Origin of the sequence: Cupriavidus basilensis (genome assembly GCF_000876015.1) — a bacterium.
Lineage (GTDB): Bacteria > Pseudomonadota > Gammaproteobacteria > Burkholderiales > Burkholderiaceae > Cupriavidus > Cupriavidus basilensis_B.
On record NZ_BBQM01000024.1, the window covers coordinates 229187 to 247050 of the forward strand.

Sequence of the window (17864 nt, forward strand, 5' to 3'; positions counted from 1 at the left end):
ACTGACATGACTGCATCAATCACATCCGGGGCCCTGCCGCGCCTGGCCACGCTGGCCGTGGCCCTGATCCTGGCCGGCTGCTCGCTGGCGCCCACGTACAAGGTGCCCGAGGCCGCCACCGCCGCCACGCCGGCCTACAAGGAAGCCGAGGCCGCGCGGGCCGAAGGCAGCCAGTGGAAAGTGGCCACGCCCGCCGAAGGCGCGCAGCGCGGCGAATGGTGGAAGATCTTCGGCGACGCCGACCTCGACCGCCTGATCGCCCAGGCCAGCGAGTCCAACCAGGACCTCGCCGTGGCCGCGGCGCGCCTGAAGCAGGCGCGCGCGTTCACCGGCGTGGCCGAGGCCGACCTGTATCCGCAACTGAGCGTCGGGCTGGACCCGACCCGCACGCAGTACTCGGCCGCCTCGCAGGGCTTCCCCGACGGCACCAAGGTGCCGGCGCAGACCGTGTACAAGGCGCGCGCGTTCGCCAGCTACGAGCTCGACCTGTTCGGCCGCGTGGCCGACAACGTCAAGGCCGCGCGCGCCGAGGGCGCCGCCGCCGAAGACCTGTACCGCTCGGTGCAGCTCGCGCTGCAGGCGGACGTGGCGCAGGCCTACTTCTCGCTGCGCACGCTCGACAGCGAGCGCGACCTGCTCAACGCCACCATCGTGCTGCGCGAGGATGCGCTCAAGCTGCTCAAGCGCCGCTTCGACGAAGGCGAGACCACCGACCTCGACCCGGCCCGCGCCGAAGCCGAGCTCGGCACCGCGCGCGCCGACCTAGCCGCCATCGAACGGCGCCGCGCCAACCAGGAGCACGCGCTGGCGGTGCTGACCGGCGCGCCGCCGGCCGCGTTCACGCTGGCCGCGCGCCCGCTCGACGCCACGCTCATCACGGTGCCGGCCGGGCTGCCCTCGGACCTGCTGGAGCGCCGCCCCGACATCGCCCAGGCCGAGCGCCTGATGGCCGCGGCCAACGCGCGCATCGGCGTGGCGCGCTCGGCGTTCTTCCCGAAGATCACGCTGACCGGGCTGTTCGGCTTCGAGTCGAGCGACCTGTCGAACCTGTTCAAGTGGTCGTCGTCGGCATGGATGCTGGGACCGCTGGTCGGCAGCACGCTCGTCGCGCCGATCATCGACGGCGGGCGCAACCGCGCCAACCTCAACGCGGCCAAGGCCCAGCACGAAGAGGCGGTGGCAAGCTACCGCCAGAGCGTGCTGACGGCGCTGCGCGAAGTGGAGGACAGCCTCGCCGACGTGCGCTGGCTGAGCCAGCAGGCCGGCGCGCTGGACGGCGCGCTGGGCGGCGCGCGCCGCGCGGCGAAGATCTCGCGCAGCCGCTACGAGGCCGGCGCGGTGGACTACCTGACGGTGATCGACGCCGACCGCACGGTGCTGCAGTCGCAGCGCGACGCCAACCAGGTAGCCGGCCTGCGCGCCTCCGCCACGGTGGCGCTGGTGCGCAGCCTGGGCGGCGGCTGGGGGCCGCTGCCCGACGCCGGCTCGTCCGCGCCGCCGGCGCCGCTCGCGGCGAACCCGTGAAGCGGTAAGGCCGCGGCGCGCCGACATGGCCGCCGCCCCGATGGCGCAAACCTGAGGCGACTGACGAAGCCGCCAGAACGGGCCAAAGCCGCCAGAGCTGGCCCAAGCAAGGTGTCCTCCCTCTCCCCCGACCCCTCTCCCGCAAGCGGGAGAGGGGAGCACACAAGCGGCAGGCCGATGTCGTCACCACTCCCAAAAGTGCCCCCAGGGCGCTTTTTTTTTTCGCGCCTAGGCCCGATGCGCCAGTTCGCAGGCGAACACCAGGCGCTGCAACTGCTTCTCGGTCTGGCCGTCGACATGGCGGAAGGCGCCGCCGAAATGGTGGACGGCCTTGCCGCCGCGCCAGGCAACGCGGTGCCTGACCACCTCCAGATCGACCTCGAGCGTGCCCAGGTCTGCGCACGACAGCCGGCACCGCCTGATGCGCGCATCGCGCAGCAGTGGCGGCGCGTCGGCCTGCGGGGCGCGCAGGCCGACGCCGGACACGGACAGGTCCGCGATGCGCAGATGCGCGAGCTGGCCGTCGTCGAGCGGGATCTCGCAGCGAAAGCCGCTGCCCGCGGGCACGCTGGCGCGGAAATGCCGGCGGCGATGCAGGTAATGGACGCTGGCCGGAAACGGCGTGACGAAGGCGGGCCGGTCGTCGAAGCGGGTGATGGCCGGCGTGCCGACCGGGAAGCGGACGGGTGCGCCGTTGAGCGAGCCCGAGAGCGTCAGCTCGCGGGCGTTCAGGATGGCGTCGAGCTCGGCGCCGTTGCGGCACCATTCCAGGATGCAGGCGCGGCTTGCCGGCTCGGCCAGCAGCAGCCGGGTGGCGATGGGATGCATGCCGGCGGGCCGCAGGCGCAGCGACGCGCCCTGGCGGGCCAGGCCCAGCAGGACGAGCAGGATCTGGTCCGGATCGGTGAGCCCGCCCTCGTGGTCGGGCGCCGGGGGCGTTCCGGTCTGCGGTGTCGTGGCTGGCATGTCGGTGTTCGTGGTATTGCGCCCGCGGCCCGGGCATGGGCCGCGGGCTGGCGCATGCGGGACCCGCGAGGGGCCGGCCAGCCCGTGATTATGCCAGCGCCGCCGCCGCGCCCGAATGCGCGGGACCGTTGCGCGGGCGCTCCCACGGCGGCCGCAGCCGGGTTGTCCGCCCGGCGGTATACTTGGGGTGCAATCCAACCGGAGTCGATGGTGTCGGTACAAAACCCCGCGTTCACAGCAGAGCGCAGCGCAGCCGCGCAGCCCGCGCCGCAGCCCGCGGCGGCCTTGCCGCCGCGGCCGCAAGCGCCGGTCGCGCCGGACATCAACGAGTGCTGCGGCAACGGCTGCGAGCCCTGCATCTTCGACCTGCACGCCGAGGCGATGGCGCGTTACCGCGCCGAGCTGAAGGCGTGGCAGGCCCTGGCCGGCGAGACGGCGGATGCCGCCGCCGCCGGCGGCCCGAGCTTCTGAAAGCGTGCGCGCCGCCTTGTCTTCCGAATCTCCCGAGTCTCCCGTACTCGCCGCCGGCCAGCCCGCCGTGGCCGATCTCCACGATTTCGTGCGGCGCCATCCGCGCCTGCTGGTGCTGACCGGCGCCGGCATCAGCACCGATTCCGGCATTCCCGGCTACCGCGACGCGCAGGGCAACTGGCAGCGCACGCCGCCGGTGCAGGCGCAGGACTTCTTCCGCTCGCACGCGGTGCGCCAGCGCTACTGGGCGCGCAGCATGCTGGGCTGGCCGGTGCTGGCCAACGCGCAGCCCAACGCCGCGCATTTCGCGCTGGCGCGGCTGCAGGCGGCCGGCCACGTGCGCCTGCTGGTCACGCAGAACGTGGACGGCCTGCACCAGCGTGCCGGCAGCCACGGCGTGATCGAGCTGCATGGCCACGTGGGCACGGTGGTCTGCCTGCAATGCGGCACGCGCCGTCCGCGCGCCGCGTTGCAGGCGCAGCTCGAGGCGGACAACCCGGCGCTGGCCGAACTGCGCGCGTTGCCCGCTTCCGACGGCGACGCCCATCTGGAACTGGCCAGCTTCGAGGCCGTGCGCATTCCCGCGTGCGGCCATTGCGGCGGCGTGCTCAAGCCCGACGTGGTGTTCTTCGGCGAGTCCGTGCCGCGCGAGCGCGTCGATGCCGCCATGCAGGCGCTGGCGCAGGCCGATGCCCTGCTGGTGATCGGTTCCTCGCTCACGGTGTTCTCCGGCTATCGCTTCTGCCTCGAGGCGCAGAAGCAGGGCAAGCCGGTGGCCGCCGTCAACCTCGGCCAGACCCGCGCCGACGCGCTGCTGGCGCTCAAGGTGGACGCCGCCTGCGCGCCCGCGCTGGCGGAACTGAACGCGCGGCTGGGCCTGGCCTGAGCGCCGCGGGCGGCGTCTAGCCGCATCAAGCCTTCATCAGGCCTCCATCAAGCCGCCGCCTTGCGCACGATCAGCCTGTGCATCCGCTTGCCCGGCGGCGGGCCCGCCTCTTCCTGGTCGGACAGCACGCTGTCGCCGCGCCCCAGCGCGCCGGCCACCAGCGCCTTGTCGAAGGCCGCGTAGAAGCGGCCGTCCGGGTCGCGCCGCGAGACGTGGTCGGTGACGCGCCAGCTCAGGCACAGCGTGCCGCCAGGGCGCAGGATGCCGAGCAGGTGCCGCACGGCGCTGGCGATCATGCGTGGCTCCAGGTGCATGATGACGGCCTCGCACAGCACGTTCTGGTAATAGCCGCGCGGCACGCCTTCGAGTTCCGGCAGCGCGGCCTGCTCGAAGGGCAGGGCGGGGTAGCGCCGGCGCGCCTCTTCCAGCAGCGCTTCGCAGGGATCGAAGCCGCACGGGTCGAAGCCGTGCGCGGCCAGCCACGCCGTGTCGCGGCCCGCGCCGCAGCCGATGTCGGCGCTCGGACCGGGCGCGAATGTTGCAAGCAGCGTGGCGTAGAGGCCGGCCGGCGCGGGCTGCGCGTGCCAGTCCCTGGCATGGTCGGCGGCGGCGCGGTCGTAGGCTTGCAGTGTCGCGGTATCGGTGCTCACGATGTGCCCCCTGTGCGCAGTCGCCATGCGGCGCGGAATGCGCCGGGCCCGCAAGGCAAATCTAGCAGATTCCGGCGCCAATCCGGCCCCGCCGGCCCCGTCGGCGGCGCTGCGTGCCGCAACGCACGGAGCGCGCGCCGGCACGCAGCGCATAGTCCGGGCGGCGGCTGTCATGCTGCCGCGCTTGTGCCGCACGCCGCCGCCCGGCTAATATGGATCGCGAGTTCCCACGGAACATGGGAAAGTGGCGCGCAAGCCGCCGGTTGGCGCATCGCCGGTCTCATGAGGATGCCTGAATGTCATCGCAGATGAATCGCCTGTTCGTTCCCGGCGCGCGCTTTGGCGGGCTTGCGGCGGCGCCGCCCGCGATCGGGCTGGATACGATGGACAGCCCGGTGGCCGTTGCCGACGCGCGCGGCCGCATCGTCCAGGCCAATGCCAGCTTCGTGTCCCTGTTCGGCCCGCTGGCCGGCCCGGCGGGCGGCGCGGCCTTGTGGGCGTGGCTGCAGCCGGCGACGCCGGCCGGCGAGTTCCTGGGCCGGCTCGCGGCCGGGCAGGCGGTGCGCGGCGAATGCCTGCTGGACACGGCCGGCGGATATCCCCGCTGGTTTTCCGCGCTCACCAATCCGGTGCTCGACGACCACGGCGCGCTGGCCAGCCTCGTCTGCGTGCTGACCGACATCACCGAGACCAAGCTGCGCGACGGCATCCAGCGCACCGCGCTCGAAGCCATCGCGCAGGACCGGCCGCTGGCGGAAATCATGGACGCCATGTGCCGCGCGATCGAGCGCGTCACGCCCGGCGTCGCGGTCTCGGTGCTGCGCGTCGACGCCGAAGGGCGCCTGCGCCCGCTCGCCGCGCCCAGCCTGCCGCCGCGCTACTCCGCCGGCATCGACGGCGCGCCGGTCGGTCCGTGCAACGGCTCGTGCGGCACGGCGGCGTTCCGCGGCGAGCCGGTTGCCGTCACCGACATCTTCACCGATCCGCTGTGGGCGTCGTTCCAGGACATGGCCCTCCTGTCCGGCATGGCCGCCTGCTGGTCGACGCCGATCAAGTCCGGCGACGGCAGCGTGCTCGGCACCTTCGCGTTCTACTATTCCACCCACCGCGGCCCGGACGCCTATCACTGCCGCCTCACCGAGATCTGCACGCATCTGTGTGCGCTGGCGCTGGAGCGCGACGCCGCGCGCGAGCGGATCCGCTGGCAGGCCAATCACGATGCGCTGACCGGTCTGCTCAATCTTCACGCCGTGCGCCGCCTGACCGAGGACGCCATCGCGCAGACGGACCGCGGCGGCGTGCCGCTCGCCGCCCTGTTCATCGATCTGGACGATTTCAAGCAGATCAACGACGTGCTGGGCCACCGGCAGGCCGACCTGCTGCTGGAGGAAATCGCCGGGCGCCTGCGCGCCCAGGCGCCCGCCGCCGCGCTGCTGGGCCGGCGCTCGGGCGACGAATTCGTCATGATCCTGCCCGGCCTGGACGCGCCGGCCGCGCTGGCGCTTGCTGAAAACCTGCGCGCGGCCATCGCGCGGCCGCTGGTGTCGATACCCGGGCGCAAGCTGAACGTGTCGGCGAGCATCGGCGCCTGCGTCTGCCCCGCGCACGGGCGCGACTGGGACACGCTGATGCGCCATGCCGACCTCGCCCTGCGCGAGGCCCGGCACGGCGGCCGCAACCGCGTGCGCCTGTTCGACGCCGAGCTGGGCGCGCGCGAGCTGGCGCGCGCCCGGCTCGAGCAGGCGCTCAAGGCGGCGCTGCTCGAGAACCGGCTGCAACTGCACTACCAGCCCAAGATCCGCCTGTGCGACAACAGCCTGGCCGGGGTCGAGGCGCTGGCGCGCTGGCACCACGGCGAGACCGGCAACGTTTCCCCGGACCAGTTCATTCCGCTGGCCGAGCAATGCGGCCTGGTCGTCGACCTTGGCTACTGGGCCCTGGACGAGGCCTGCGGGCAACTGGCGCGCTGGCGGGCCGGCGGGCTGCGGGTGCCGTCGGTGGCCGTCAACCTGTCGCCGCTGAACTTCCATCACCACGAGCTTCCCGACGTCATCGCCGGGATACTGCGGCGGCATCGCCTGGCCGGCAGCGACCTGACCGTGGAGATCACCGAGGGGCTGGTGATGGAGAGCAAGCCCGAGATACAGGCCACGCTCGCCGCGGTGCGCGGGCTGGGCGTGCGCCTGTCGATGGACGACTTCGGCACCGGCTACTCCAGCCTCGGCCACCTGCTGAACCTGCCGGTCGACGAGCTCAAGCTCGACAAGAGCTTCGTGCAGGGCCTCGACTCGCACCACGCCGCCGCCACGCTGGTGGACGCGGCCATCCGCATCGGCCAGAGCATCGGCCTGACCCTGGTCGCCGAGGGCATCGAGGAAGAGTCGCAGCGCGCCTTCCTGTGCGCGCACGGCTGCGAGATCGGCCAGGGCTACCTGTTCGCCATGCCGATGCCGCCGGCGGCGTTCGAGACGTGGCTGGCCGAGCGCGGCGTGGCGGAGCCGGCTGCCTGACGGCGGGTGGCGGGCGGCGCGCGCGGCTGCCGCCGCTGCGTCGGTCTTCCTGCTTGCCTTTTCGTCCGCTTTTTCGTTCGCCTCCGCGCCCGCCGCTTTCCTAGGGAATCCCACTACAGCACTGGTGCGGAAATTGCATGAGAATCGCCCTGCCATTACTGTGAAATTTCAGTTTATCGAACAGGGGGAACATGCGAATGACGGCATCCGGGGCGTTCCGGACATCCCGCGCGCCCGGGACATCCGGCGTGCCGGCGGCCACGGCTGTGGCCGCTGCGGTAGCCAGGCAGGCGCCGCTGGCGCCGCGCCGGCGCGGCGGAGGCGGCTCGTGCGGCGGGCACGGCGGGCACGGCGGCCGGCGCTGGTGCCGGCATGCGTGCCGGCGTGGGCGCGGGGCAGGCCCGGCGCCATGAACACGCGCTTCATCGAAGCCTTCATGTGGGTGGCCCGCCTGGGCAGCTTCCGCGCGGCGGCCGAGAAGCTGCACATCACGCAGGCGGCGATGTCCAACCGCATCGCCTCGCTCGAGCAGGAGATCGGCGCGCGGGTGTTCGAGCGCGAGGCGCGCGACCTGCGCCTCACGCCGGTCGGCCTGCGCCTGCTCGGCTACGGCGAGCGGCTGCTGGAGCTGCAGCGCGAGATCATGGTGCTCGGGCGCGCTGGCGACGCGCCGCTGGGGCTGGTGCGCATCGGCGCCATCGAGAGCGTGGTGCATACGTGGCTGGTCGATTTCCTGCGCCACCTGCAGACGCACTATCCCGGCATCGAGGTGCAGCTCACCTCGGAGACCACGCAGAGCCTGCACAACACCCTGCGCGCGGGCGGCATCGACATTGCCCTGCAGACCGATCCGGCGGTGGGCGAGGGCATCACCAGCACGCCGTGCCTGCCGATGGCCATCGGCTGGGTCGGCCCGCCCGGGCCCGCGCAGCCCGGCGAAGGCCGGCTGGCCACGCTGCTCCAGCATCCCACCATCACCATGAGCCCCGGCTCGCAGCCGCATCTCGCGCTCAAGGAGCTGTACCGCAAGGCCGGGCTGCCGGTGGGCAAGGTGCATTGCGTCAGCTCCATCGCGGCCATCGTGCGGCTGGTCAGGGGCGGCTTCGGCAACGCGCTGATGCCGCTGGCGCCGGTGCGCGAGGAAGTGGAGCGCGGCGAGTTGCGCGTGATTCCGTGCGACGTGCCCCTGCCGCACCAGCGGCTGGTGGTCAGCCACCTCGACCACGCCGCCTCCGAGGCGATCCGCCTGGTGGCGGAGCTGGCCTGCCGAGAATCCGACCGCTACGTGCGGTCGCTGCCTGCACCATTTGCGCCGGCATAGGGCGCGCGCGCCGTGCTGGTGCGCGCGCATGGCCGCATCGAACAGAAAAACTGATCGGAAACGCGAAGAAAAACCCGTTTGCCGCGCGCGCGGCCGGCGCCGATCATCTTCTCACCGCCCGCAGACGGCGCGGGCCACAGGAGAGAAGGATGAGCGAGATGCAGGAGAGGCACGATACGCAGGAAATGCACGAGATGCGGCAAATGCGGGAAATGCGGGAAATGCGGCAAATGCGCGGGATGGCCGGAACGTCCGGCGTGGACGACGCGCCGGCGGGCATGGCGCCGCACGGCATGCTGTTCGTCGCCGCCAACGTGGACGCGGCCGACGAGGACGATTTCAACCAGTGGTACGACCGCGAGCACGTGGAAGAGCGCGCCCGCATTCGCGGCTTCATCTCCGCCGCGCGCTACGAGGCGGTGCAGGGCGGCCCGAAATACCTGGGCCTGTACCGCACCGAATCGCTGGCGGCCTTCACGTCCGCCGCCTACCAGGCCGCGTTCGGGCGCCAGACGCCGTGGTCGGTCGCCAACCTCGGCCGCATGCGCCAGCCGGTGCGCCGCGTGAGCGAAGTCGCCGCGGTGGTCGGGCAGGGCAGCGGAAGCTGGCTGGCCGTACTGCCGCTGGCGCGGCCCGACGACGTGCCGGCGCTGGTCGACCAGGCCGCCGACGTGGGCGGCGAGCTCTCTGCGCGGCCCGGCTTCGTGCAGTCCTACCTGCTGGTGCCGGACGCCGTGCTGAGCCAGCCGCTGCCGCGCGAGAGCGTGGAGAACCGGCAACTGCGCCCGCTCCTGGTGATCGAGACCAGCAGCGAAGCCGCCGGCGCGGCCGCGCTGTGCGACGCGGCCGCGTGCCTGGATGCATGCGGCGCGGACGCCGCCGGCGCCGCGCGCTATGCGCTGCGGTGGAAGCTGTTCTCGCGGGAGGTGGCATGATGCGCGGCGCCGACACCGTTATCGCCACCGCCACCGCCGCGCAGGAGCCGGCCGGCGCGCAGGCCGCCACGCACCCGGTCGCGCACGCCGGCATGCAGGCCGGCACGCACGCCGCCGCCGGCAAGCCCCGCATGGGCCGGCTGGCCGCGGCCAGCACCATCGGCACCACGCTGGAGTGGTACGACTTCACCGTCTACAACCTGATGGCGGCGCTGGTCTTCAACGCCATCTTCTTCCCCTCGTTCGATCCGCTCACCGGCACCATCCTGGCGTTTTCCACCTATGCCGTGGGCTACGTCTCGCGCCCGCTCGGCGGCGTGGTGTTCGGCCACCTCGGCGACAAGCTCGGGCGCCGCTTCGTGCTGGTGGCCACGCTGGTCGTGATGGGCGTGGCCACCGGCCTGATGGGCGTGCTGCCGACCTACCAGTCGTGGGGCGTCTGGAGCCCGCTGCTGCTGGTGGCGCTGCGCTTCGTGCAGGGCGCGGCCATCGGCGGCGAGTGGGCCGGCGCGGTGCTGCTGTCGATGGAGCATGGCGCGCAGCACCAGCGCGGGCGCAATGCCTCGTTCACGCAGGTGGGGCCGTCGTGCGGCACGCTGCTGGGCACCGGCTTCATCGCGCTGGTGTCGCTGTGGCTGAGCCCCGAGGACTTCCAGGCGTGGGGCTGGCGCATTCCCTTCCTGTCCAGCGTGCTGCTGGTCGTGTTCGGGCTGTGGCTGCGCCGCGGCGTGGAGGAAACCCCGCTGTTCCGGGAGATGGAAGCGCGCAAGAGCACGGCGAAGACGCCGATCAAGGACGTGTTCGCGGACCACTGGCGGCGCCTGCTCGTCGCCGGCGGCGCGCGCATCGGCTCGGACGTGCTCTATGCGCTGGTGGTGGTGTTCACGCTGACCTACGTGACCGGCGTGCTGCACCTGTCGCGCCCGCTGGCGCTGACCGCCACCATGATCGGCGCCGGCTGCAACGCGCTTGCCGTGCCGCTGTTCGGCAGCCTGTCCGACAGGCTCGGCCGGCGGCCGGTGTATGTCGCCGGGGCGCTGCTGGCGGTGGCGTGGGCCTTCGTGTTCTTCCGCCTGATGGACAGCGCGCAGCCGTGGCAGATCTGCGCGGCGGTGGTGGGCGGGCTGGTGATCCACGCCATGATGTACGGCCCGCAGGCCGCCTTCGTGACGGAGCAGTTTCCCACGCGGGTGCGCTACGCCGGCTCGTCGCTGGCCTACACGCTGGCGGGCATCCTCGGCGGCGGCTTCGCGCCGCTGATCATCGCCAGCCTGTACAAGGCGTATGGCTCGACCACCGCGATCTCGCTCTACGTGAGCCTGGCGCTGGCCGTCACGCTGGTGGCCTTGCTGGTGGCGCGCGAGACGGCGCGCAAGCCGCTGGAGAACTGACGGCGGCGTTGACTGCTGTGTTGGCGGCGCCCGCGTGGCGCCGGCCGGTCGCCCGTTAGCCGGCCGCTAGCCGGCCGCTAGCCGGCCGCGCCGGTCATGGCGAAGACCGGCTCGCGGCGGCCCTGCAGCAGGGCCTGGCGGAACGACAGCACGTGGGCCGTCACCGCGCTGGCCGCCGCCGCGCCGTCGCCGTCGCGCAGCGCCTGCAGGATGGCGCGGTGTTCCTCGCCGACCTCGCCGAGGTGCCCCTCGGACGACAGCGAGATGGCCCAGAAGCGCTGCGAGCGCGCGTGCAGCACCTTCAGGATCTCGATCAGGATGGGGTTGCCGGACAGTTGCGCCACTTCCTCGTGGAACAGGCGGTCCAGGTTCGTCACCAGCGGCAGGTCGCGCCGCGCCACGGCCGCGTCCAGCTCGTGCAGGATGCTTTCCAGCGCGGCGATCCCCTGCGCGGTGACACGCTCGGCGGCCAGCCGCGCGCACAGCGTCTCGTTGGCCAGCCTCACGTCGATCAGGTGCAGCGCGTCGTCGAGCGACAGCGGCGCGACCACCACGCCCTTGCGCGGCAGGATCTGCACCAGGCCTTCGTTGGCCAGGCGGTGCAGCGCCTGGTTGATGGGCGTGCGGCCGATCTCCAGGTCGTCCACCAGCGTGGAGATGTTGAGATGCTCGCCGGGGCGGTAGACCAGCGTGGTCAGGCGCTCGCGCAGGCCGGTATAGGCCCGTTCGTTCTCCGACACGGTCTCGGTCCGGGCGCGCGGCGAGCCGGCGCTGCGGCGTTCCACTGATGGCAAAACTCTCCCCCTGCTGTATGGCGTTGCGTGGCAAGGGCGTAATCGTACTACCAATCCGTGGCGCCGCCGCGGCGGGCGCCGCGCGGCTAGCGCCCGCGCAGCGGCTCCAGCAGCCCCTTGAGGCCGTTGTGGTCCAGCTCGTGCATCAGCGCCAGCAACTGGCCGATCTCGCCGGGCGGGAAGCCTTCGCGCGCGAACCAGTTCAGGTAGTTGCCCGGCAGGTCCGCGATCGCGCGGCCCTTGTACTTGCCGTAGGGCATGGTGCGGGTGAGCAGGAGCTGCAGATGTTCGGGGTTCATGGCACGGGCGTCGGATGGCGGCGGCAGCCCGATGGTAACAGCGTGCCGGCGGCACGGCGCCGGCAATGGCACTGGCAATGGCGCTGGCAACGGCAACGGCAACGGCAACGGCAACGGCAACGGCGCGCCGGTGCGCCGGTGCGCGGCCCGCGTCCGGCGGCGCCGATTGCCGCGCGCGGGCGCGGCGCGGTACGATCCCGCCTTGGGTCCGCGGCGCGTCCGGCAGGCCGGTTTCGACAAAGGAAAGGCAATATGGCAAAGCACGCAGCGGGAGGCGCGGGCCTGAAGGGCATCGCCCTGTTCGAGGCCGCCAAGGGCGCGCTGGTGATCCTGGCCGGGCTGGGGCTGGTCGCGCTCCTGCACCGCGACGCGCAGGCGCTGGCCGAGACCATCGTGATGCGGCTGCACCTGAATCCGGGCAGCCGCTATCCCACCATCTTCCTGTCGCTGCTGAACCATCCGAGCGATGCGCGGCTGTGGGCGATCGGCGGCTCGGCCGCGATGTACGCGGCGATGCGCTTCACCGAGGCCTTCGGGCTGTGGCACCAGCGCGTATGGGCAAGCTGGCTCGGCGTCTGGTCCGGCGCGGTCTACATCCCGGTGGAGGCCTACGAGGCCATCGCCCATCCGACGCCGGTCCATCTCGGCCTGGCCGTGGCCAACGTGCTGATCGTGGTCTACCTGGCCAACGGCATCCGGCGCGCGCCGGCCAGCGCGCGCTAGCGCCACTGGCACCACCGGCGTTGCCTGCGCCACCGGCGTCATTTGCGCCGGCGCCAGCGGCGTGGCCAGCGCCGCCGCCGCGCGATGCATGCCGCCCCGGCCAGCGCGAGGGCCGGCAGCGGGTCCACGGCGCCACCGCCGCCACTGCTGCCTTCGGCCGGCCACGCCAGCGCGCCGTTCTCCTGACTGTCCGCTGCCGGCGTTCCGCCGGCGGGCGGCGCGGCCTCGTCGCGCATCGCCACGTCGACCAGCACCGGATCATGGTCGGACGAGCGGTAGGCGTCGGCCGCGTAGAAGGATTGCCGCTGCGCCGCGCTCTTGCCGGCGAACGGGTAGGCCAGCGCCGCCGGCTCGTCGGCGTTGATATGCCAGTGGCGCGCGGCGCGGACGCGGCCGGCCGCGGCGGCATCGGCCAGCGCGTGGTCCAGGTAGCCGGCCTCGCCGCCGAACACGAAGCTGTACGGCGGCGCCACGGAAAAGCGCGCGATCATGTCCGCGTAGCCGCGTTCGGCCAGATGGCGGACGGGGTCTTCGCGCGCATAGCTGTTGAGGTCGCCGATCACCAGCTTGCCGTCGTCGGGCACGCCGGTGGGCGAGCTGGCCAGCCAGTTGGCCAGGCGCATCGCCGCCGCGATGCGCGCGCGGTTCCAGCAGGCCTGCCCGTCGCCCTGGTCGGCGTCGGCGCCGCGCGCGTCGGTGCAGCGCTTGGACTTGAAGTGGTTCACGGCCACGGTGAGCCGGCGCGCGTGGCCGGGCAGGCTGAAGGTGGCAGCCAGCGGCTGGCGCGTGCGCTCGCCGAACCACAGCGTGGCGGGCCGGCCCGCCAGTTGCACCGCGCGGCTGTCGTAGAGCAGCCCGACCGCGATGGCGTCGCCGCCGAGGCTGACCCCGCCGGGGTCGACCACGCGCCAGTCCGGCCCCATCCGCGCCGCCAGCCGGTGGATGGCGCTGCCAGCGCCGAAGCCGTCGTTCTCGATTTCCATGAGGCCGATCACGTCGGCGTCGAGCGCGCGCAGCGCGGCCAGCAGCTTGGCTTCCTGGCGGGCGAACTCGGCCGCCGAGGCCGCGCCGCGGTTGGCGGGGTCGTCGAAGCCGCCGCCCTTGCCGTCGCCGGTGAAGTAGTTCTGCAGGTTGAAGGCGGCCACGCGCAGGTCGCTGCCGGCCGCGCGCAGCGGCGCGCCGGCGCGCGGGTTGGCCGCCACGAAGCGCGGCGGCGGCGCGTCCGGCAGCGGCTGCACGCGCCAGCCGCCGTAGCGCCAGTCCAGCACGCCTTGCATGCCGGCCACCGTGGCGCCGGCGCGCAGCGTGTTGGCGGCGCTCAGGCCCGGCGCCGGATGGATGACCGTGGCCGGGTTCTGGCGGCTGGAGCCGTCGTCCAGCGCCAGCCGGTTCAGCGCGTTGGCGGCGGCCTGCGCCCGGGCGCCGTCGCCGGGCGCGGCGACGCTGGTGGGGATCGGCAGGCGGCCGTTGCTGAGTACCACGCTGCCGTAGCGGCCCAGCTCGTAGGTGTCGCTTACGGTGAGCGCCTGCGGCAGGCGCACCAGCATGCCCGCGTGGGCGGCCGGCGCCTCCGCGTGCGCGAACGGCAGCGCGATGTCCACCGGCGTGAGCGGCCGGTCCCGCGCGCAGACCGTGGCCGCGCCCGACAGGCGCAACTGCATCTGGCCGGCGCGCTGCTCGACGGTGCCGTCCAGCCGCACGAGGTCGCCGGCGCGCATGCCGGCGCGCGGCGCGGACACGAACATGCCGTCCGAGATGCCGGGGCGGCGCTGGCGCTGCGCGTCGTCCTGCTGGACGAAGAAGCCGGCGAAGCCGTTGCCGCCGGTGTAGTCGGCGCTGACCACGGCTTCGAGCGTGACGCGGCGACCGACCGAGGACGCGCCGGCCGCGCGCAGCTCGGCGATGGCCGTGGCGGGCATGCCGCATTGCGCCGCGCGCGGCGCGGCATGGGCGGGCAAGGCAAGCCACGGCGCCGCCAGGCAGGCCCAGGCGAGGCCGGCGCGGGCAAGGCGCCGGAACGGAGACGACGCGGGCGGCGCGGGTGATTCTGGTGACGGTGGCGCCGGTGGCGCCGACAATGCGGACGACGCGGATGGCGCGGATGGCGCGGGCGGAAACGGCAGGGCGGACGGCGGAGGCATCGGGCGCATGGCTTGGGCCGGCTGGCGGCAGAGGTCGCGATGCCTTCAGCGTATGGCGCGCGGCGCGCCGGTTCGCTGAGAAAAATCTCATTTTGGTCCGCCGCACGGTTTGCCGTCGACAGACTCTGCGAGAATGCCTGCTATTCCGCTGACTTCCGCCCGCCCGGCGAGATCCCGTGACCGTCAATGCCGTCGTGTTCGATTTTGGTGGCGTCCTGTTCGACTGGAACCCCGAATACCTCTACCGCGAACTGATTCCCGATGCCGCGCAGCGCGCGCGCTTCCTGTCGGAGGTCTGCTCGCCCGCGTGGAACCTGCGCCAGGACGCGGGCCGCCCGCTGCGCGAGGCGACCGAGCAGCTCGTCGCCGAGCATCCCGCGCAGGCGGGCCTGATCCGCGCGTTCTACGGCCGCTGGCCGCAGATGCTGCGCGGCCCGCTGGATGCCGGCGTGGACCTGCTGGGCCGCCTGCATGCCGCCCGCGTGCCGCTGTTCGGCCTGACCAACTGGTCCGTCGAGACCTACCCGCACGCGCAGCGCATGGGCGATTTCCTGCACGTGTTCCGTGACATCCTCGTGTCCGGCGAGGTGGGCGTGGCCAAGCCCGACCCGGCCATCTACCGCCTCATGCAGGCGCGCGTCGGCAGGCATCTGCCGGGCATCGCGCCGCACGAGATGCTGTTCATCGACGACAACGCGGCCAACGTGGCCGCCGCCGCCGCGCTCGGCTGGCAGACGGTGCACCATGTCGGCGCCGCCGGCACCGAGCTTGCCCTGCGCGAGGCGGGCCTGCGTTTCTAGCGGCGGGCTCGCGCCTTGCGAGCCATCGCCACATGCCAACGGACCCAGGAGCCCGCCAGGATGGCCTCGACACCGGAACGTCCCAAGCATTTCTCCATGCTGCGCGAGATGCAGCTCGCCGACCTGTTCACGCTGGGCAATGCCGCCTGCGGCATGGCGTCGGTCTTCTTCGCCATGTTCTACGTGGCCACGCGCGCGCCGGCGCATTTCTACGCGGCCGCCGCGCTGGCGCCCGCGGCATTCCTCTTCGACGTGCTGGACGGCCGCATCGCGCGCTGGCGGCACCAGCACTCGGCGCTCGGCCGCGAGCTGGACTCGCTGGCGGACATCATCTCGTTCGGCGTGGGGCCGGCCGCGCTGGCGTTCGCGGCGGGCATGCGCGGCGGCTGGGACATGGCCGCGCTGATCTACTTCGTGTGCTGCGGCGTGAGCCGGCTGGCGCGCTTCAACGTGACCGCCGAGACCTTGTCCGCGGGCGCCGACAAGGTGGCCTACTTCGAGGGCACGCCGATCCCCACCAGCGTGCTGCTGACCGGCGTGCTGGCGTGGTGCGCATGGCGCGAGCGGCTCGGCGACGCGCTGTTCGGCGGGGTGTGGACCATCGGCCCCGCGGACCTGCATCCGCTGGCGCTGCTGTTCGTGCTGTCGGGCTCGCTGATGATCAGCAAGACGCTGCGGATTCCGAAGATCTAGCGCGCGCGGTCGCAAGACGTGCGGCGCGGGGCGGGATATTCACGGCCGCGCGCGCCACTGCCCGCCCCGCTGGGCCGCCTACTGCCGCAGCGCCAGCCAGATCGCCTTGGGCTCGGTGAAGTTGTCGATGGCCGCGTCGCCGTGCTCGCGCCCCAGGCCCGAATCGCCGGCGCCGCCCCAGGGCAGGCGCACGTCGGTGTGGCCGTAGGTGTTGATCCACACGGTGCCCGCGCGCAGCTCGCCGGCCACCTGGTGGACGCGGCCGATGTCCGCGCTCCACACGCCGGCGGCCAGGCTGAAGGCGGTGCCGTTGGCGATGCGCACGGCGTCGGCTTCGTCCTCGAAGCGGATCACGCTGGCCACCGGGCCGAAGATCTCTTCCTGCGAGATGCGCATCTCGTGCTCGACGTTGGCGAACACCGTGGGCGCCACGAAGTAGCCTTTGTCGCCGAGGCGCGCGCCGCCGGTGACGGCGGTGGCGCCCTCGCGCCTGCCGATCTCCACGTAGTCGAGCACGGTCTTCATCTGCGCGGCGGAGACCACCGGGCCCATCGTGGTGTCGGGCGAGGCCGGGTCGCCCACGCGGATCGAGCTGGCGCGCGCCGCGAGCTTTTCCACCACCTCGTCGTAGATCTCGCGCTGGGCCAGGATGCGCGAGCCCGCCGAGCAGACCTGGCCGGAGTTGAAGAAGATGCCGGAGGCGGCGGCGCGCACCGCGGCGTCCACGTTGGCGTCGGCGAAGATCAGGTTGGCGGACTTGCCGCCCAGCTCCAGCGTGACGCGCTTGAAGTTGGCCGCGGCGCCCTGCATGATGCCGCGCCCCACGCCGGGCGAGCCGGTGAAGGTGACTTTGTCGATGCCGGGGTGCGCCACCAGCGCGTTGCCCACCACGCTGCCCTTGCCGGTGACGATGTTGAGCACGCCCGGCGGCAGCCCGGCTTCCAGCGCCAGCTCGGCCACGCGCAGCGCGGTCAGCGGCGTGATCTCGGCGGGCTTGACGATCAGCGTGCAGCCGCAGGCCAGCGCCGGCGCGATCTTCCACATGCCGATCATGAGCGGGAAGTTCCACGGCACGATGGCCGCCACCACGCCGACCGGCTCGCGCACGGTGTAGGTCAGCGCGCCGGGGCGCGCCGGCACCACCTGGCCGTTGATCTTGTCGGCCCAGCCGGCGTAGTAGCGTAGCGTGTCGATCACCGCCGGCATGTCCTGGCGCCGCACCGCGGCGAGCGGCTTGCCGGCGTCCAGGCTTTCCAGCGCGATGAGTTCCTCCTGGTGCAGCTCGAGCAGGTCGGCCAGGCGGTACAGGATGCGGCCGCGCTCGGCGGCGCGCATGCCGTTCCAGACCCTGAGCGCGGCGCGCGCGGCCGCCACCGCGAGGTCGACGTCGGCGGCGCTGCCCTGCGCCACCAGCGCGATGGGCGCCTCGGTGGCGGGGTTGAGGTCGGTGGAATATTCGCCGGTGCCGGGCGGCTGGCGCTTGCCGTCGATCAGCAGGTCGTGTCGGGGCAGTTCGGGCTGCGTGCTCATGGTCGCTCCTCGCTTGGGTCGGTGGAACCGGGCGGCACGGTGACGCGGGGCGTATGCGGCTTGCCGGAGCCCGTGCCTGCTGTCATGCATGCAGTGTGGGCGGGCGCCGGCTCTAAGTCCAATTAATAGGATGGATTGATTAATACGAAATTTGCATGAGTCGGGCGAGCACGCGCCGCGGCCGGCGCCGGCCCGCGCACCGCAGCCGCGCCGCTGGTCGTGCCGCAGCG

The 17864-nt window shown here is 72.8% G+C and carries 16 protein-coding genes; 10 read left to right on the forward strand and 6 right to left on the reverse strand.

The window, feature by feature from the left end; genetic code table 11:
• Positions 1 to 6 precede the first annotated feature (6 nt).
• Positions 7 to 1524 (forward strand): efflux transporter outer membrane subunit, encoded by a 1518-nt coding sequence (locus KF708C_RS26945; RefSeq protein WP_059414113.1) that lies wholly within the window; start codon positions 7 to 9, stop codon positions 1522 to 1524.
• A gap of 228 nt (positions 1525 to 1752) precedes the next feature.
• Here KF708C_RS26945 and KF708C_RS26950 read toward each other — a convergent pair whose 3' ends face one another.
• Positions 1753 to 2490, reverse strand: a complete 738-nt coding sequence (locus KF708C_RS26950) for a flagellar brake protein (protein WP_059414115.1) — start codon at positions 2488 to 2490, stop codon at positions 1753 to 1755.
• 207 nt (positions 2491 to 2697) lie between these two features.
• On the opposite strand from KF708C_RS26950, the gene KF708C_RS26955 reads away from it, so the two are divergent.
• Positions 2698 to 2961: an oxidoreductase-like domain-containing protein gene (locus KF708C_RS26955; RefSeq protein ID WP_231586597.1), complete on the forward strand. Its 264-nt coding sequence runs from the start codon at positions 2698 to 2700 to the stop codon at positions 2959 to 2961.
• Positions 2930 to 3847, forward strand: coding sequence for an NAD-dependent protein deacetylase (locus tag KF708C_RS26960; protein ID WP_370552860.1), 918 nt, complete (start codon positions 2930 to 2932; stop codon positions 3845 to 3847). The genes KF708C_RS26955 and KF708C_RS26960 overlap by 32 nt, the downstream gene beginning before the upstream one ends.
• 47 nt (positions 3848 to 3894) lie before the next feature.
• Here the strand turns inward: KF708C_RS26960 and KF708C_RS26965 are convergent, their stop codons facing one another.
• Entirely contained in the window at positions 3895 to 4497 is a 603-nt protein-coding gene (locus KF708C_RS26965; protein ID WP_156173969.1) for a class I SAM-dependent methyltransferase, read from the reverse strand.
• A gap of 296 nt (positions 4498 to 4793) precedes the next feature.
• On the opposite strand from KF708C_RS26965, the gene KF708C_RS26970 reads away from it, so the two are divergent.
• From KF708C_RS26970 to KF708C_RS26985, 4 genes are all read left to right on the forward strand, one after another.
• On the forward strand, positions 4794 to 7007 hold the full coding sequence (locus KF708C_RS26970) for an EAL domain-containing protein (RefSeq protein ID WP_082079952.1): 2214 nt from the start codon (positions 4794 to 4796) through the stop codon (positions 7005 to 7007).
• Between the two features lie 409 nt (positions 7008 to 7416).
• Positions 7417 to 8328, forward strand: coding sequence for a LysR family transcriptional regulator (locus KF708C_RS26975; protein ID WP_059414124.1), 912 nt, complete (start codon positions 7417 to 7419; stop codon positions 8326 to 8328).
• A gap of 239 nt (positions 8329 to 8567) precedes the next feature.
• Positions 8568 to 9263, forward strand: coding sequence for a DUF4286 family protein (locus KF708C_RS26980; RefSeq protein ID WP_231586599.1), 696 nt, complete (start codon positions 8568 to 8570; stop codon positions 9261 to 9263).
• Positions 9264 to 9355: 92 nt separating this feature from the next.
• On the forward strand, positions 9356 to 10654 hold the full coding sequence (locus tag KF708C_RS26985) for an MFS transporter (protein WP_029043970.1): 1299 nt from the start codon (positions 9356 to 9358) through the stop codon (positions 10652 to 10654).
• A 77-nt stretch (positions 10655 to 10731) separates the two neighbouring features.
• Here KF708C_RS26985 and KF708C_RS26990 read toward each other — a convergent pair whose 3' ends face one another.
• Both KF708C_RS26990 and KF708C_RS26995 read right to left on the reverse strand, forming a co-directional pair.
• Positions 10732 to 11439 (reverse strand): GntR family transcriptional regulator, encoded by a 708-nt coding sequence (locus KF708C_RS26990; RefSeq protein WP_059414127.1) that lies wholly within the window; start codon positions 11437 to 11439, stop codon positions 10732 to 10734.
• Positions 11440 to 11534: 95 nt separating this feature from the next.
• The gene (locus tag KF708C_RS26995) at positions 11535 to 11747 is read right to left on the reverse strand and encodes a DUF3820 family protein (RefSeq protein WP_059414129.1); all 213 of its coding nucleotides are present in this window, start codon (positions 11745 to 11747) and stop codon (positions 11535 to 11537) included.
• A gap of 252 nt (positions 11748 to 11999) precedes the next feature.
• On the opposite strand from KF708C_RS26995, the gene KF708C_RS27000 reads away from it, so the two are divergent.
• A complete protein-coding gene (locus KF708C_RS27000; RefSeq protein ID WP_020204752.1) occupies positions 12000 to 12470 on the forward strand; it encodes a DUF2127 domain-containing protein in 471 nt (156 codons plus the stop codon).
• Positions 12471 to 12508: 38 nt separating this feature from the next.
• On the opposite strand, the gene KF708C_RS27005 is transcribed toward KF708C_RS27000, so the two are convergent.
• Complete coding sequence (locus tag KF708C_RS27005) at positions 12509 to 14389, reverse strand: ExeM/NucH family extracellular endonuclease (protein WP_231586600.1); 1881 nt, start codon at positions 14387 to 14389, stop codon at positions 12509 to 12511.
• A gap of 398 nt (positions 14390 to 14787) precedes the next feature.
• Between KF708C_RS27005 and KF708C_RS27010 the strand changes: the two genes are divergently transcribed.
• Both KF708C_RS27010 and KF708C_RS27015 read left to right on the forward strand, forming a co-directional pair.
• Positions 14788 to 15411, forward strand: a complete 624-nt coding sequence (locus KF708C_RS27010) for an HAD family hydrolase (protein WP_059414131.1) — start codon at positions 14788 to 14790, stop codon at positions 15409 to 15411.
• Positions 15412 to 15471: 60 nt separating this feature from the next.
• A complete protein-coding gene (locus KF708C_RS27015) occupies positions 15472 to 16104 on the forward strand; it encodes a CDP-alcohol phosphatidyltransferase family protein (protein ID WP_029043969.1) in 633 nt (210 codons plus the stop codon).
• A gap of 78 nt (positions 16105 to 16182) precedes the next feature.
• Here KF708C_RS27015 and KF708C_RS27020 read toward each other — a convergent pair whose 3' ends face one another.
• Positions 16183 to 17634: an aldehyde dehydrogenase family protein gene (locus KF708C_RS27020; RefSeq protein WP_059414134.1), complete on the reverse strand. Its 1452-nt coding sequence runs from the start codon at positions 17632 to 17634 to the stop codon at positions 16183 to 16185.
• Between the last annotated feature and the right edge of the window lie 230 nt (positions 17635 to 17864).